Origin of the sequence: Bosea sp. Tri-49 (assembly GCF_003952665.1) — a bacterium.
In the GTDB taxonomy this organism is placed as follows: domain Bacteria; phylum Pseudomonadota; class Alphaproteobacteria; order Rhizobiales; family Beijerinckiaceae; genus Allobosea.
This window is the reverse complement of record NZ_CP017946.1, coordinates 1660440-1676429: the sequence shown is the minus strand read 5'-3', so window position 1 is coordinate 1676429 and position 15990 is coordinate 1660440. Positions and strand designations below refer to the sequence as shown.

Annotated in this window: 16 protein-coding genes; 7 read left to right on the top strand and 9 right to left on the bottom strand. The window is 61.8% G+C overall.

The features are described 5' to 3' along the window. Nucleotides 1-97: 97 nt before the first annotated feature. The 4 genes from BLM15_RS08245 to BLM15_RS08230 all read left to right on the top strand — a co-directional run bounded on the left by BLM15_RS08245 (nt 98) and on the right by BLM15_RS08230 (nt 3892). Complete coding sequence (locus BLM15_RS08245) at nt 98-1288, top strand: amino acid ABC transporter permease (RefSeq protein WP_236846608.1); 1191 nt, start codon at nt 98-100, stop codon at nt 1286-1288. A gap of 10 nt (nt 1289-1298) precedes the next feature. Further along, nucleotides 1299-2678 (top strand): amino acid ABC transporter permease, encoded by a 1380-nt coding sequence (locus BLM15_RS08240; protein WP_126112074.1) that lies wholly within the window; start codon nt 1299-1301, stop codon nt 2676-2678. Between the two features lie 17 nt (nt 2679-2695). Next, a complete protein-coding gene (locus BLM15_RS08235; RefSeq protein ID WP_442859453.1) occupies nt 2696-3484 on the top strand; it encodes an amino acid ABC transporter ATP-binding protein in 789 nt (262 codons plus the stop codon). 138 nt (nt 3485-3622) lie between these two features. Beyond that, nucleotides 3623-3892 carry a hypothetical protein gene (locus BLM15_RS08230; RefSeq protein WP_126112072.1) on the top strand — a complete coding sequence of 90 codons (270 nt, stop codon included), beginning with the start codon at nt 3623-3625 and terminating at the stop codon, nt 3890-3892. A 77-nt stretch (nt 3893-3969) separates the two neighbouring features. Here the strand turns inward: BLM15_RS08230 and BLM15_RS08225 are convergent, their stop codons facing one another. Then, nucleotides 3970-5130, bottom strand: a complete 1161-nt coding sequence (locus BLM15_RS08225) for a glycerophosphodiester phosphodiesterase (protein ID WP_126112070.1) — start codon at nt 5128-5130, stop codon at nt 3970-3972. Between the two features lie 228 nt (nt 5131-5358). Between BLM15_RS08225 and BLM15_RS08220 the strand changes: the two genes are divergently transcribed. Next, nucleotides 5359-5979 carry a pentapeptide repeat-containing protein gene (locus BLM15_RS08220; protein WP_126112068.1) on the top strand — a complete coding sequence of 207 codons (621 nt, stop codon included), beginning with the start codon at nt 5359-5361 and terminating at the stop codon, nt 5977-5979. Nucleotides 5980-6136: 157 nt separating this feature from the next. Here the strand turns inward: BLM15_RS08220 and BLM15_RS31300 are convergent, their stop codons facing one another. Next, nucleotides 6137-6274, bottom strand: coding sequence for a hypothetical protein (locus BLM15_RS31300; RefSeq protein WP_164547439.1), 138 nt, complete (start codon nt 6272-6274; stop codon nt 6137-6139). Between the two features lie 144 nt (nt 6275-6418). Between BLM15_RS31300 and BLM15_RS08215 the strand changes: the two genes are divergently transcribed. Continuing rightward, the gene (locus BLM15_RS08215; RefSeq protein WP_126112066.1) at nt 6419-7717 is read left to right on the top strand and encodes an RsmB/NOP family class I SAM-dependent RNA methyltransferase; all 1299 of its coding nucleotides are present in this window, start codon (nt 6419-6421) and stop codon (nt 7715-7717) included. 51 nt (nt 7718-7768) lie between these two features. Next, complete coding sequence (guaA, locus tag BLM15_RS08210) at nt 7769-9346, top strand: glutamine-hydrolyzing GMP synthase (RefSeq protein ID WP_126112064.1); 1578 nt, start codon at nt 7769-7771, stop codon at nt 9344-9346. Between the two features lie 267 nt (nt 9347-9613). Here guaA and BLM15_RS08205 read toward each other — a convergent pair whose 3' ends face one another. The 7 genes from BLM15_RS08205 to BLM15_RS08175 form a co-directional block, all read right to left on the bottom strand. Next, on the bottom strand, nt 9614-9904 hold the full coding sequence (locus tag BLM15_RS08205; RefSeq protein WP_126112062.1) for a glycosyltransferase: 291 nt from the start codon (nt 9902-9904) through the stop codon (nt 9614-9616). 31 nt (nt 9905-9935) lie between these two features. After that, entirely contained in the window at nt 9936-10688 is a 753-nt protein-coding gene (locus tag BLM15_RS08200) for a response regulator transcription factor (protein WP_126112060.1), read from the bottom strand. Between the two features lie 303 nt (nt 10689-10991). Further along, nucleotides 10992-11672, bottom strand: a complete 681-nt coding sequence (locus tag BLM15_RS08195) for a LuxR C-terminal-related transcriptional regulator (protein WP_126112058.1) — start codon at nt 11670-11672, stop codon at nt 10992-10994. A gap of 258 nt (nt 11673-11930) precedes the next feature. Next, the gene (locus tag BLM15_RS08190) at nt 11931-12590 is read right to left on the bottom strand and encodes a response regulator (protein WP_126112056.1); all 660 of its coding nucleotides are present in this window, start codon (nt 12588-12590) and stop codon (nt 11931-11933) included. Continuing rightward, complete coding sequence (locus tag BLM15_RS08185; RefSeq protein ID WP_126112054.1) at nt 12587-13768, bottom strand: sensor histidine kinase; 1182 nt, start codon at nt 13766-13768, stop codon at nt 12587-12589. The genes BLM15_RS08190 and BLM15_RS08185 overlap by 4 nt, the downstream gene beginning before the upstream one ends. Continuing rightward, on the bottom strand, nt 13743-14300 hold the full coding sequence (locus tag BLM15_RS08180) for a methanogen output domain 1-containing protein (RefSeq protein ID WP_126112052.1): 558 nt from the start codon (nt 14298-14300) through the stop codon (nt 13743-13745). The genes BLM15_RS08185 and BLM15_RS08180 overlap by 26 nt, the downstream gene beginning before the upstream one ends. Before the next feature lie 971 nt (nt 14301-15271). Continuing rightward, entirely contained in the window at nt 15272-15928 is a 657-nt protein-coding gene (locus BLM15_RS08175; RefSeq protein WP_126112050.1) for a glycosyltransferase family 2 protein, read from the bottom strand. Nucleotides 15929-15990: the final 62 nt, after the last annotated feature.

Here is a 15990-nt window from a genome sequence, read left to right as displayed (position 1 = left end):
TCTTGTTCCGGCGAACCGGATAAGAATACGGGCTGGCAGTGATCCGTTCGGGTCGCTGCCGGACCCTCGGTCGCCAACACTCAGAAGGGCGTCAGACGTGTCGACTACTTCCGCCGAGATCAAACCGGGCAAAGCCTCATTGCTCTACGACCCCAAGATTCGGGGTTATGTCTATCAGTTCGCCCTGCTCGCCGTGGTCGGCTTCCTGATCTGGTCTGCGGCTTCGAATGCGATCGAGAACCTGCGAGCGCAGAAGATCGCCTCCGGTTTCGGCTTCTGGCACAACGCGGCCGGCTTCGACGTCAACCAGAAGCTGATCCCCTTCAGCGCATCGGGCAGCACCTATGGCCAGGCCTTCTGGGTCGGCCTGCTCAACACGCTGCTCGTCGCCTCGATCGGCATCGTGCTCTCGACCTTCCTCGGCTTCTTCGTCGGCGTCGCCAGGCTGTCGAGCAACTGGATCGTCTCCAAGCTCGCGATGATCTATGTCGAGGTCATTCGCAACCTGCCGCTGCTGCTGCAGCTGTTCTTCTGGTACAACGCGGTGCTGAAGCCGCTGCCCAATCCGCGCCAGTCGATCGAGCTTCCGGCTGGTTTCCTGCTCAATAATCGCGGCCTCTATGTGCCCGATCCGCAATTCGGCCCCGGCGGCAACCTGATCATCTGGGCGCTGCTGATCGGCCTGGTCGCGACCTTCGTCTTCCGCTTCTGGGCTCGCAAGCAGCAAGCGGCGACCGGCAAGCAGTATCCGATCGGCCTGGTTGCCTTCGGCCTGATCATTGTCCTGCCGCTGCTGGTCTATTTCGCCACCGGCCGGCCGATCACCTTCGTCTATCCGGAGCTCGCCGGCTTCAATCTGCGTGGCGGCATCCAGATTTTCCCGGAGTTCGTCGCGCTACTGGTCGGTCTGACGACCTACACCGCCGGCTTCATCGCCGAGGTGGTCCGCGCCGGCATCCTAGCCGTCTCGAAAGGGCAGACCGAGGCGGCCAATGCGCTCGGCCTGCGGGCGGGGCCGACGCTAAAGCTCGTCGTCATCCCGCAGGCAATGCGGGTGATCATCCCGCCGCTGACCTCGAACTACCTCAACCTGACCAAGAACTCCTCGCTCGCGGTCGCGATCGGCTATCCCGATCTGGTCCAGGTCTTCACCGGCACGGTGCTGAACCAGACCGGTCAGGCGGTCGAGGTCGTGGCCATCACCATGGCGGTCTATCTGACCATTTCGCTGGTGACGTCGTTTTTCATGAACATCTACAACAAGCGCATGGCGCTGGTGGAACGGTGAGGGCGCCCCGATGACCGACGCAACCACCGAAATGGCTCCCTACGCCTTCGTCCGCAGGGAGACGCTGGAGCAACAACCAGCGCCGCTCTCCGTCGCCGGGCCGCTCGCCTGGGTCAGGCAGCACCTGCTCTCCAGCCCGCTCAACATCGCGCTGACGCTGGTCTGCCTCTATCTTGTCGTCGACTCGGTGCCGGGGCTGATCCGCTTCTACTTCCTCGACGCGGTCTGGACCGGTACCAGCCGCGATGCCTGCCTCGCAGACAAGGTCGGCCGGCCGGTCGGCGCCTGCTGGGCCTACATCGCCGATCGCTTCCAGTATTTCATCTATGGCTCCTATCCGATCAGTCAGCGCTGGCGCGTGAACATCGTCTTCGTCATGTTCGCGCTCGGCGTCGTCTGGCTGCTCTGGACGAGCGCGCCGAAAAAGAAGCTCGGCATCTTCTTCTTCTTCGTGCTGCTGCCGATCTCGGCCTATGTGCTGCTGCTCGGCGGCCCCGGCGCCGAGCGCTTCCTCGGCTTCTGCCTCACGGTGACGCTGGCGCTCGCGGCGCTTTATGTCGTGCTCTCCTTCGTGCCGCAGCTTGTCCGCTTCTACATCGGGGAAGCTGCGGTCGGTGTGGTGCAGCAGCTACCCATCTGGAAGCGCTTCTTCGGGCCGAAGCAGCTCGTCCTGTTCGCCCTCGCGATCTTCGTCTTCCTCAGCCTGCTGGCGAATAGCCCCGGTCTGCCCAGGGTCGATACCGGCCTCTGGGGCGGCATGACGGTGACTTTCCTGATCGCGGCGGTCGGCATCGTCTTCTCGCTGCCGCTCGGGGTCGTTCTGGCGCTGGGGCGCCGTTCCAGGCTGCCGATCATCCAGCTGCTCTCGGTGATCTTCATCGAGTTCGTCCGCGGCGTGCCGCTGATCACCGTGCTGTTCATGGCCAACACCATGCTGCCGCTCTTCGTGCCGCAGGAGTATTCGCCGGACCGGTTGCTGCGGCCGCTGGTCGGCGTGGCGCTCTTCGCCGCCGCCTACATGGCGGAGGTGGTGCGCGGCGGCCTGCAGGCCATGCCCAAGGGCCAGTATGAGGGCGCGATGTCTCTCGGCCTCGGCTACTGGAGCATGATGCGGCTGATCATCCTGCCGCAGGCGCTGCGCATCGTGATCCCGGGCATCGTCAACACCTTCATCGGGCTGTTCAAGGATACGACGCTGGTCACCATCGTCGGCATCTTCGACTTCCTGCGTACCATCGAGGCGACCCTGGTCGATCCGACCTGGGCGACGCCGACGACCCGCGCGACGGGCTATGCTTTCGCCGCGGTTTTCTATTTCCTGTGTTGCTGGGGCATGTCGCGCTACTCGATTGCGGTCGAGAAGCGGCTCGCCGCCGGCCAGAAGCGTTGAGGGGACCAATCATGGCTATGGCAGAAACCACCAGCTCGCGCCCGACGGCGCTGAAGCAGACCGCGCTCAACACCGCGACGGCCGTCGAGATGATCGCCGTCAACAAGTGGTACGGCGAGTTCCACGTGTTGCGCGATATCAATCTCAAAGTGTCGCGCGGCGAGAAGCTGGTCATTTGCGGCCCGTCCGGTTCCGGCAAATCGACGATGATCCGTTGCATCAACCGGCTGGAGGAGCACCAGAAGGGCCAGATCATCGTCGACGGCACCGAGTTGACCAACGATCTCAAGAAGATCGACGAGATCCGCCGCGACGTCGGCATGGTGTTCCAGCACTTCAACCTGTTCCCGCATCTGACGATCCTGGAGAACCTGACGCTGGCGCCGATCTGGGTTCGCAAGATGCCCAAGAAGGACGCCGAGGAGATCGCGATGCACTATCTCAAGCGCGTCAAGATCCCCGAGCAGGCGTTGAAGTATCCCGGCCAGCTCTCCGGCGGCCAGCAGCAGCGCGTCGCCATCGCCCGTTCGCTATGCATGAGCCCGAAGATCATGCTGTTCGACGAGCCGACCTCGGCGCTCGACCCGGAAATGGTCAAGGAGGTGCTCGACACCATGGTCTCGCTCGCGGATGAGGGCATGACCATGCTCTGCGTCACCCACGAGATGGGCTTTGCCCGTCAGGTCGCCGACCGGGTGATCTTCATGGACGCCGGCCAGATCGTCGAGATGAACGAGCCGAACGAGTTCTTCAAGAACCCGCAGCACGAGCGCACCAAGCTCTTCCTCAGCCAGATCCTGCTTTGAGGCAGGCCGGTCTTACCGGCCATGACGGCGCCCCTGCGGGCGCCGTTTGCGTTGGTGACACGACATCCGGCGTTGGCGTCGCGAGGGAACCTTTGCCGGCGCTCGCCGTTGCTTTTCCCAACACAGGAGGAAAAGCCGATGAAATTGCTTGCATCGACCCTGGCCGCGGGCCTGCTGCTCGCCGGCTCCGGTGCCTTCGCGCAGTCCGTGGATATCGGGCCGGGCGGCGTCAGAATCGACCCGCGCACGCCGCATCAGCGCGCGATGGATCGCGAGGATCGCTGGCGCGAGCGTGATCGCTGGGAACGCCGCCGGGCCTATCGCGCCGAGCGCGACTGCCGCACCGAGACGCGAATTCGGGAGACCCCGCGCGGTGAAATCCGTCGCACGGTACGCGTCTGCGACTAAGCGTGAGTTGAGTTACGTCTAGTCGGGTCTATTGCGACCGCCGCACCCAGTTGGTGCGGCGGTCTTGCATTGCGTGGTTATTTGGCGTTGCGCGCCTTCACGGCCGCATCGGGGAAGTCCGAGAACAGCCCGTCGATGCCGAGCGCCAGATAGGCCTTGTACTCGGCCGCCGGATCGCCCTTGAAGTCGGAGGCAAGGCGCTTGGGCTCGCTGCGGAAGGTCCAGGTGTGGACGAAGAGCCCGACGGCATGGGCGTTCTTCACCACGTCGGTCGGCGGCAGCAGCACGCGGTCGCGCTCGTCGATCGTGCCGTCGCCGTTGAGGTCGCGCGGCTTGCCGTCGTCGCCGAGCACCTGCTTGGCCGGCATCAGATAAGGTTTCCAGGGACCGACGCCGTCGGCATAGGTCTTGACCTCCTTCAGTCCCTCGGCAGTGACGAGGTCCTTGAAGGTGCGCTTGTCGCCGGTGACGACAAAGTCATAGGGTTTGTCGAACGGCGCGGCGAGGACGATGCCGCCATCCTTGTCGACATCGTCGGCGTCGACGAGCTGGATCAGGCGCAGCTGTGTCTTGCCACGCAGGTATTTGAGGTTGGCTGTCTCGAAGCTCTGGATGAACACCGGAGAGGTCTTCTCGGTCCAGCCGGCGGCTTTCAGCTGATCGAGCAGCTTGTCCTCGATCGCAAGACCCAGAGCCGAATGATAGGTCGAGTGCTTGATCTCCGGGTAGATGCCGATCGTGCGGCCGGTCCGGGTGCTCTCGGCTTTGGCGAGGTCGATGACCTGCTGCAGCGTCGGGATCTCGTATTTGCCGTTATGCGACTGATCGCGGTCGGCAAAAGCCTGCTTGGCCCGCAGCGTCTTGATCTCGGCGAGGGTGAAGTCGGAGGCGAACCAGTCGGTGGTGTCGACGCCGTCGATCTTGCGGGTTGTCTTGCGCGCGGCGAACTCCGGCCGGGTCGAGACGTCGGTGGTTCCCGACAGCATCGGCTCGTGGCGGACGACCAGGTGTCCGTCCTTGGTCGAGACCAGGTCGGGCTCGATGAAATCGACGCCGTGCTCGATCGCGAGCTTGTAAGCTTCGAGCGTGTGCTCCGGCAGATAACCGCTGGCGCCGCGGTGGCCGACGATCAGGGCCGGCTTGCCGTCGAGGGTGGGGGCCGTCTGTGCCTGTGCGGCCGGAATCTGGAGCGCCAGTGCACCGAGAAGCGATGTCGAGAGAAGGAGGTTCTTTATCATGGTTTGACCTAGTCTCGCGGAAATGCGCGCGACCTTAAGGCACTGGATATGACACGGCCATGAAAGCGCGCGCTCGGATTCGAGGAAAGTGTCGTGGCTCTCGCCCGGATTTGGGGAGGTCGGTAATCGAGTAAGGTGCCGGTTCGCACTCCACTCGAATTTCGGCGCAAACAGAAGCGGACCGACACTTTCCGTAGGCTGGCCGGGTTTCGAATAAGTAGAGACATCATGGCTGAACGACGATATGGCGAGCCCGCTCCCAAGACGGTCGAAACGATTGCCGGTGCGGATTGGTATGGCGACGAGCTCAACCGGCAACGCTTTCAAAGCACGCTGTTTGCCGATCTCGATCTGAGTGAGGCCCGGAACACCGGCTGCGTCTTCAAGGAATGCACCTTTCGCCGGGCGCGCTTCAACGGCTCTACGCATCACAGCGCGGCTTTCTTGAACTGCACCTTCGCCGCGTGCAATTTCTTCGACACCACCTTCACGGAATGCAAATTCGTAGGCAGCATGTTCGACGGCTGTCAGTTCGACAGCATGCAGGTCGTCGATGGCGACTGGTCCTTCGTTGGCCTTCCTGGGGCGGATTTACGGAAAGCGAGCTTTCGCGGCACCCGATTGCGGGAAGCTGACCTGACCGGCGCGCGGTGCCAAGATGGCTCGATCCGGGAGGTCGATTTGTCCGGAGCCTGGCTGCACAGCGCCGATTTTTCGAATTGTGATCTGCGAGGAAGCGATCTGAGTGCGTTGGAGCCTGCCAACGCCCAGCTTAGCGGCGCGATCATCACGATCGACCAGACTATTGTCGTTGCCAGGGCTTTGGGCCTGGACGTTCGCAGAAAGTAGGCACTGCCTGAGCGTAGGCTCGCTCCGATCCCTCGCTCTGTAGTCCCGCCAAGAAAAAGCCCACTCCGACGGGGGCCGGAGTGGGCTTCGCGTGGTCGCTGACGTCAACGGGACCGACCAGTTGTGGCGCCGCCGGCCTGTCTCGTCCCGCGAAATCTCAGCGGCGGCCTTCGAGCGTGGTCTTGGCGTCGAGGCGCTTGGACGGCGGCGGTGTGGTGTCGACCGGCTGGGTGGCGCAGGCGGCCAGCGACAAGCAGAACAGGCCGGCGAGCGCGAGACGGGCGAAGGTGGTCATTGCAGGATCCCCAGACGATTGGCGTTACGGAAGGAGTTGTATCGTCTTGCGCCCTGTGGGACGAGGGCGTCAAGGGTCCTTTCGCGCTTCGGAATCGTTCCAGATCGCGCTGCCCTTGACGAGCAGTGACAGGAAACGCCGGACATGACCCCCGCCGCCCGCATCAGCGCCGCCATCGAGGTCCTGACGGACCTGATCGAGCGTCGGCGCCCGGCGGCCGATGCGTTGAAGGATTGGGGCCTGTCGCGTCGCTTCGCCGGCTCGAAGGACCGCGCCGCCATTGCCTCACTGGTCTATGACGCGCTGCGCCGCCGGGCTTCCTCTGCCCACGCGCTCAGCGAGGAAACGCCTCGCGCGCTCGTCCTCGGAATGCTGGTCAGCCAGCGCGGCATGGCGGTCGAAGAGATCTCGGAGCTCTTCAACGGGCAGAATCACGCTCCGGCTCTGCTGACCGAGTTTGAAGTCGCGGGGCTCGTTGCCTTCGACCTCAATGCGGCGCCCGGCTGGGTGCGCGCCGATGTGCCGGACTGGCTCTGGCCCTCTTTCATGGCCGGCTTCGGCGACGATGCGGTCGCCGAGGGGCAGGCGCTGGCGGGCAGGGCTCCTGCGGATATCCGTACCAATCGGCTGAGGACCGATCGCGACAGGCTGCGTTCCGCGCTGAGCCATCTTCAGCCTGAGCCGGGGGCCTGGTCGCCCGACGCGCTGCGCTTCCTGCCCGGCCCCGACGGCCGAGGCCCCTCGCTGCAAAGCGAGCCGAGCTTTTTCAATGGCGAGTTCGAGATCCAGGACGAGGGCTCGCAGCTCGTGACCCTGCTCGCCGGCGCCCGGCCCGGCGAGACGGTGGTCGATCTCTGCGCTGGCGCCGGCGGCAAGACGCTCGCGCTGGCCGCTGTGCTTGACGGGAAGGGGCGCATCTTCGCGACCGACCTCGACAGCCGCAGGCTGGCGCCGCTGCACGATCGGGTTGCCCGCTCGGGCGCCGGCAATGTCGAGGTCCGCGTGCCCAAGAGCCGCGGCCATGATGCGCTCGCCGACCTCGCCGGCAAGGTCGACCTGGTGCTCGTCGATGCACCCTGTACCGGTTCCGGCACCTGGCGGCGCAACCCCGACGCGAAATGGCGGGTGCGTCCCGGAGCCCTGGCCGAGCGCATCAAGGAACAGGCGCAGGTGCTCGACCGTGCCGCCACGCTGGTCAAGTCGGGCGGGCGCATCGCCTACATCACCTGCTCGGTGCTGCCGGAAGAGAACGACGTCGCGGTCGAAGCCTTTTTGGCGCGGCATGCTGGCTTTGCGCCGATTGCGACACGCTCGCTGCTGAATACTGGCGAGGTCGATTTCGGCCTGCTCGCCCGCTTCGCCACGCGCCTCGGCTTGCAGCTCTCGCCGCGCCGGACCGGGACGGACGGGTTCTACCTGAGCTGCCTCACGGCGCCGACCTGATCCGCTCTCAGCGCCGTTGCGCGCTTGCGCGCGATGGCGTAACCGGGCGCGATGAGCGCCCAGCCCCAAAACACCGTCCCCCACGACTCCATCCTGATCATCGACTTCGGCAGTCAGGTGACGCAGCTGATTGCGCGCCGGGTGCGCGAAATTGGCGTCTACTGCGAGATTGCGCCGTTCCAGTCGGCCTCGGAAGCCTTTGCCCGGATGAAGCCCAAGGGCGTGATCTTCTCCGGCGGTCCGGCCTCGGTGCCGGATGAGGGCTCGCCGCGTGCGCCGCAGGAGGTGTTCTCCTCAGGCTTGCCGGTGCTCGGCATCTGCTATGGCCAGCAGACCATGGCCCATCAGCTCGGCGGCAGGGTCGAAGGCGGGCATGCCGCCGAATTCGGCCGCGCCGATGTCGAGATCGTCACGCCGTCGGCCCTGTTCGAAGGCGTCTGGGAGGAGGGCGGGCGCTATCCGGTCTGGATGAGCCATGGCGATCGCGTCACCCAGCTGCCCGCCGGTTTCACCGTCAAGGCGACCTCGGAGAACGCGCCCTATGCGGTGGCGAGCGACGAGGACAGGCGCTTCTACTCGACCATGTTCCACCCCGAGGTCGTGCACACCCCGGACGGCGGCAAGCTGCTGCGCAACTTCGTCGTCGACATCTGCGGCTGCAAGCCCGACTGGAGCATGTCGGCCTATCGCGCCGAGATGCAGAAGAAGATTCGCGACCAGGTCGGCACGGGGCGGGTGATCTGCGGGCTCTCCGGCGGCGTCGACTCCGCGGTGGCGGCCGTGCTGATCCATGAGGCGATCGGCGACCAGCTCACCTGCGTCTTCGTTGACCATGGCCTGATGCGGATGAACGAGGCCGAGGAGGTCGTGCGTCTCTTCCGTGACCACTACAACATCCCGCTGGTCCATGTTGAAGCCGAAGAGCTTTTCCTCTCCGAGCTCGCCAAGTGCGGCGCCGATCCGGAGGCCAAGCGCAAGACCATCGGCCGGCTCTTCATCGACGTCTTCGACGCCGAGGCTGCCAAGCTCGGCGGCGCCGATTTCCTCGCCCAGGGCACGCTCTATCCCGACGTGATCGAGAGCGTCTCCTTCTCCGGCGGGCCTTCGGTGACGATCAAGAGCCACCACAATGTCGGCGGCCTGCCTGAACGCATGAAGATGAAGCTCGTCGAGCCGCTGCGCGAGCTGTTCAAGGATGAGGTCCGTGTGCTCGGCCGCGAGCTTGGTCTGCCCGAGGCCTTCGTCGGTCGCCATCCCTTCCCGGGGCCGGGCCTCGCCATCCGCTGCCCCGGCGAGATCACCAGGGAGAAGCTCGACATCCTGCGCAAGGCTGACGCGATCTATCTCGAGGAGATCCGCAAGGCCGGGCTCTATGACGTGATCTGGCAGGCTTTTGCCGTGCTGCTGCCGGTGCGTACCGTCGGCGTGATGGGCGATTACCGCACCTACGACCATGTCTGCGCTTTGCGCGCGGTGACCTCCGTCGACGGCATGACGGCCGATTTCTACCCCTACGACATGGCTTTCCTCGGCCGCACCGCGACCCGGATCATCAACGAGGTCAAGGGCATCAACCGGGTGGTCTATGACGTGACCTCAAAACCGCCCGGCACAATCGAGTGGGAATGAGGCGCAAAGCCCGGGAATAGCCTGGGGCGGCAGCAATTACGCTGCCCGTCATGCTGGCGTACGGGGCTGACCGCTCGTTGCTCAGACGCACTAATTCCAATGGGTCGTAGAGATATCTCTATTTGTCATTGATGGAGATAATCGAGGCTCTAGCGTCAGATCAGTCGATCGGCTGGCGGACAATCCGCTGGGGACGTGCTGATGGCCATCGCTCTCATCATCGTCATGGCGGTGCATCTTGCGGTCGCAAGCCTGATTGCGCTCAACTCAACGCTCGAAGCTGAGCGTGCAGTCCTCGCCGTCAAGGACTTCGCCCAGCAACTCTCCTGACGAGTTGAAGGACCCCTTGTTGATGGCGTCGAAGATGCCGCTGTCCTTGCCCTGCATCACACGCAGCCCGTAGCTGCGGGCGAGCTCGACGGTGCCGTCGCTGCTGCCGCCATCGACGATCACATGCTCGATCTCGATGTCGCGCGTCGCATTGCGGCGCGCGGACTCGATGCATTCCTTCAGATAGTCGACGGCGTTCAGCGTCGGGGTCACGATTGTCGCGATCATGGATGCAGCTTCGCCGCTGAGGCCGGTTTGTTCACGAGAACCGCGGCGAGTTCGCCACTTCCTGTCTCGCAGCGATCATCGGCAGATGCTCGTCTTCAGCTGCGCCGGACTCTTCGGCCACCGGAATCCTAGTCACTGCGTTCTGCATCGCCCACATGGCCGCCTGGGTACGGTTCCTGACGCGGACCTTTCGCAGGATCGCCTTGACGTGGACCTTCACCGTGGCTTCGGCGATCTCCAGTTTGCGCGCGATCACCTTGTTGGATTCGCCCAGCATCAGCCCCTCAAGGATGCTCACCTCGCGGGCCGAAAGGCCCTGGAATGGCGAGCCGTCTGCCCGCCTTTGCACGCCCTGGAGGAGGCGCTGCGGCTCGACTGCGATCTCGGAGAGTTGTGACAGAAGTTCGGGCGGGAAGACGGCGCCGTTGGCGATGACGACTTCCAGTGACGTGATGAGATCTTGTGCCGAAATGGATTCGACGAGATAGCCCACTGCGCCGAGCTGGATGGCGCGACGCATCAGCTCGCGGCTGTCGCGGAGGGCGAGTGCCACGATCTTGGCGCTCTTGAACTGCCTTTTGATATCGCCGACGATCGAGCACGACATGTCGTCGATCACGACGATGAAAAGGTCGGGGATTTGCTGGCTGACTTCCGGCCTGTAGAGATCGCAACTCGTCGTTCTCTGGCTTACATGGAAGCGTGCGCCATCCAATAATTTGGTTATGCCTTCCCGAAGCAGGGCGTTGTCGCTCAGTACAGTGGTTTCGATGATTTCAGGCATCGTTACTCCCCTTCTACTCGGCACAAAACTGTCTCAACGAGCGCAACAGGGAGCGTCAGCTCGCCATTGCCTCAGCGAAAATATTCCACCGCGTTGTTAGAGAAACCTTCAGGTAAGGTACGCTTGGCCTAATCAATTATGAGCACTGGATGACGCAACGGGATGCGAGCAACCAGAATTTCATCGTTAATAATTAGTTCATTCGGATGCATCCGTCTTGTCGGGAAAATTACTATCCCGTCAGGATAATCCTTACAACGAAAGCTGTATTTGGCTGCTGATTTCGATCTCAGGCGAGCGGTTTCAACCTGTCGGATCGACTCTGAGGATACGAAGCAGGTCCTTAGCGAGCACAGCCGCTTCGGTACGGTTGCGGACATTGAGAGCGCGCATCAACGCCGAGACGTGAATTTTTGCCGTTGGCTCGGCAATGTGGAGTGCCTGGGCGATTTCCCGGTTCGAAAGCCCATCGGCCAGCAGTGCCAGGACATCTTTCTGCCGGCGCGTCAGCCCGAATGGGGCCTGCTGCGGCCCGGCGCGGCGCTGCGGTGCTTCGCGAGCGCTATGCATCTCTATTGTAGACCCGAATGACGTTAATCCGCGCGGGACCGCGAGACGTCCGGCGAGAACTTCCCGGACCGCTTCAACGATCTCGTCATCCCGTTGCAGTTTCGAAATGAAGCCGTGAAATCCTTCCGCGATATAGTGGAGGACCTGATCGAAGGTACCATTGCTCGAGATGACGATGTAACGCGTCGTCGTCGAGGCTCGCTTGAAGTCCCAGATGATCTGCGGTTCGGTGGAGCCGGTCATGCGCAGACTGACCAGCACGAGATGGATCGGCTGATCTTCCATCAGGCAGCGCATCAGGCCTTCGAAATCTGGAGCTTCCAGAAACTCGGCGTCTGGCAGCGCAGCCTGCAGAATCGTGCGCAGACCCGTGCGGTAAAGCGCATGTTCGTCGGCAACGAGGATCCTGGTCATGTCTGCGCCGCCGGTCTGCTCGCCTTTGCAACGAGGGACGCGACCGCGCGGGTGGGCTCTGCTGGTCGCAGGCGGCCCTCAAGCGCAGGCTTCTGAGCCCCCGCATTTCGTAGCGGCAACGGTTCTTCAAGTCGCTACGCTCTTCGGGAGATGTGGTTAGGTGGCGCTTGGCTATTATTGTTGTGGCCGCGCCAAGTTGAGTACTCCACGCAGGGCCGAATGCGGCAGCTCAGCCCGCTGATGGCATAGTCACTACTGTCAGACGTCGAGGATCCAGCCATGACTGGCGCCATATCTGATGATGTCGAGGCGCGAGTGCAGCATCAGCTTCTTGCAGGCTCTGTAGCGGTAGGTTTCGACCGATTTGATGCCGAGGCCGACGCGCCGGGCGATCTCCTTGTTGGAGTGGCCGACGGCGGCAAGGCGCAGGACCTGCGTCTCACGATAGGTCAGCGTGCCGCTCGCGGTTGCCGGGGCCGAACCGGAGGCCGGACAAAGCTTGCGAATCCATTCCGAACGGAAGTCTTCCAGATCGGAATCGATATAGACGCCGCCGCTCAGCACAGTTCTGATCGCCTGTGCGACCTTTTCGCTTGCTGAAGCTTTGAGGACATAGCCACAAATGCCGATCCTCAGCGCCTTCTGGACATAACTCGGCTCCTCGTAGTGGGTCAGCATGACGATCCGCGTATCGGGCGCCCCTTCGAGGATGCGCTCGGCCAGCATCAAACCGCTCATACCTGGCAATCCCATGTCGAGCACGACGATGTCGGGGCTTTGGCCGCGGACGAGCGCGAGCGCCTCAGATGCACAGGTCGCCTTTCCGACGAGTTCGAGATCGGGCAAACCGAGCACGAGGGCCTGCAGGCCGGCGAGTACAACCGGGTGGTCATCGACCAGGATGAGACGTGCCGTCATGACGGGGCACCTCCAAGCAAGTCGCAGACCAACGGAGCAGTCGCGGTGACGATCGTGCCCTTGCCGAAGCGCGGGCCGATCGCCAGCGCCCCGCCGATGTCAGCCAGGCGTTGCCGCATTCCGCGGAGTCCGATGCCGGCAGCGTCGCTCCCTTCCGGTAGCACCGCTTCTGCAGAAAGGCCGACGCCGTCATCGGCTATCGTCAGCGAGATGGAGGCATCGGCAAATTCCAGGACGACGTCGACTTTCCGGGCGCCGAGCGCGTGCTTGAGCACGTTCGTCAGGGCTTCCTGAGACACCCGATACAGTGCGTTCTCGATGTCGATTGGCAGCGGGCCTGGCTCGTTCCCCTTCGTCTTGAAGGAGAAACCAAGTCTGCCATCGACTGCGACCGATGCCACCATGGATTCGATGGCGCGGGCAAAGCCGAGCTCTTCGATGATACGAGGCCGCCCATTGACGACAGCATGATGGATCTTGCGCCCGATCCCGGCGACGTGCTCGACGATTTCTTCGAGACTTTTTTTTGCGGGACCTTTCGCTCTATTCTGCAAGACCCGTAGTTCTGCAAGGACGACGGCCATCTCCTGCCCGGTATGATCATGCAGGTCACGCGCGATGCGTTCGCGCTCGTCACAGCGAATGTGATTGATCTCGTCCTGCAGTTCGTGCGTTCGCGCCTCGACGACGCGCAGCGCTTCAGCGACGAAGCAATACTGCTCGACCAGCCGCAGGCGGTCACTGCGCAACTCGTCGAATTGCTGCACGGCAACGCGTTGCTGCCGCTCCGCCGTCAAACGCCGTATCCGCTCCGCCGCCGCGGAAAACCGTGGGTCAAGTAGCGGGAACAGACGTAGAAGAAGCGTGGCTTGGCGGCTTCGGCGTCGGGGTACCAGCACATTGCCGAAGCAGCGATAGTCGGTGGTACCGTCCGGTCCGTCAAAACTGATCCGTTCGATCAATGGCTGGCGTGAGCCTGAGCAGGCGCGAAGATAGGTCTGCAAGGTCTCGACCCCGCTCGCGCACAGATCGAGCAGCGAGGGTATCGAGCTCGCGGGATTGAGAAGCTGGCTAGCGGCGCGATTGAACGCGTGGACACTTCCGTCGCTCAAAGCGATGACCGACGGCTCGAGATAGGTCTCGAGGTCTAGTTCATGCCGAAGCTGTAGATGCATCATCTCGGAAGTATTCCCTCGTATCGGGGCCCAATTCCGTTCGCTTCAGATGAAGGACAACGCGGCAGCCAGGGGCCCCTCTGGCGATCGTTTGCTCGAGATCCACCGCAGCGTATCCGACCGTGTTGGCGGCCATCCGGCCGAAGATGTTCGAGGTCAGCATGCAGAGGGACGGGTGGTTCGCAGCAGCCTTACCGAGAGGGCAGGCGCAATTCCCGAATACGACGCGGTCCTCGTCTTGCTCGATCAAAGAAAAACTCCCGCCTGCGCGGTTTTTCAGATCGATCAGAACCTCGATCAGCTGACTGCGGTTGAGGTTTTGAGTGCCCAGCGCCGCCTTGTATTGCTTCTCGATATCGGCTCCCAACCGCGCGGCGATGCTGCTGACATAGACGCATGCATCCTCGACGCCCGCTATTGTCTCCAACAGCTCCGCCATATTGGCGACCAGGGCGTTGAAAAGACCATGGTGGTCGAATTTGATGTCAAGCGAGCCGATGCTCGGCGACGTCACGTTGGTGGCAGATGGAGTCACGATGACTGGCCTCCAGAGCGGGGCGTTGTTCCAGCAAGAGCGTCCATTGGCATTCGCGGAAGATTGCTCCCGTGCCCAGGGGAAGAAGGGCTCCTTTCTCGGCAGTGCTGTTTCATGTGATCTACTTCAAGTCTCCGGTGTCGTTGAATTATGAGTGTCTAAACTTGAATTAAATGGATTAATTTCAAAGTTTTTATATACTGAATTCACGATGTTTGCGATAAAATTTCTATCTAAAACGTAGGCCGTATTAGCATTCCATAATTTTAAAGAATTTAGATGTCGTTATAATATTTAGAATAGAACGGTCGTTAGGGTATCTGGATGGCGTGTGTGCCTGCCACGAGGGCGCCGAATATTCTTCCTCGAAGGGAGAAAGATATAAACACTGCGCAGCTAGCGATGGGTGCGACAGCCGAGGTAGTTTAACGTGATCTCAAAACACGAAATTCGCATCTTATGGGTGATAATAGCAGCTTATTGGGATGGTGTCTGCCAAAATTTAGCTAAACTTGTACTGAATGGATTTTTTACAGCAGATATTCTAATATAGGTTGTATGAGGGCAGCGCGGATCGTGATCGAGCCGAGCTGGGTGAGAACCAAAAGAGAACGAGAGAACCGGAAAATTTGTAAGAAAATTAAATGAATTGGGCTTAGAGGGTGGTATAGTGAGATTATTTTGAATTGAAGATAGGTTGATGCATAATATAAATGGAATAAAAGTAAGATACATTACATTTATCTACTTTCTGTAGAATGATTTATAGCCTCTATCGTTCGCCCAGGGTTCGTGGCGTCAGGAGCGAACCGGCGGGCATCTTCGTTGGCGAGAATGTTGTGATCTTCACGATCATGTGAGGATTTCTCGGCGGTGGAGCGGCAGAAGCACTGGATCCATGGAGATTGCCTGGCGGCATTGCGAACTGCCGTTCACATTCGGCCCCCTGTTTTTTGCTCACCCACTGTCGATCACAGAGCGACTGGGCCTGGTCGAACCTCTCGTCGATGCAATGGCAAAGCGACGAGTTTTCGGAGCCGCCGCCAGGCAAATGGCAGGAAGCTTCGCTGGGCGTGGTCCGTGGGCGTGCGCAATACCAGGCCGGGGTCGATGATCATCGTCCCGCCGGTCTGGGCGGCGAGACGTCGGTTGAAGACGAGATGTTCGCAGATGTCCGGATCGGCCTGGAGATAGCTGCTCAAGCGATAAGTGTCGGCGCGGTAGAGGCACAGGCCATTGAATGTCGAGGCGCATACAATCTCGCGATCGTCCGTGAGCGCTCGCTGGTGTGGATAGATCCGTGAGCGGAAGAGCCGATAGTACTTGAAGATGTCGATCCGGTTTCTCGCAAGGTCGTCGAGAAGGGTCTCGAATGATCGATGTTCGTCCTCGAACACCAGAAGATCATAGTAGTGTGGGAGCGAAGTCGCCGACACGCCGAATATGCGTGGCCGATCGAGTTTCGCAGCGGCCGCAAGCAAGGCATGCGGCAAGGGGGGCCTCGCGATGACGTTGTCTATGTCGAGAACGCAGACGAAGCGAGGTTGGAGGCCCGATGCTTCGAGTTCATTCTTGAGCCGCTCTCGGCCCAGCGCCATCCGCCTCAGACGCCTTGGTTCGTCCGCCATGAACGGGGTTGGGACAAGGGTGATCTTCCGACGCGTCTCTGCTGCTGAAGCAATGCACGTGT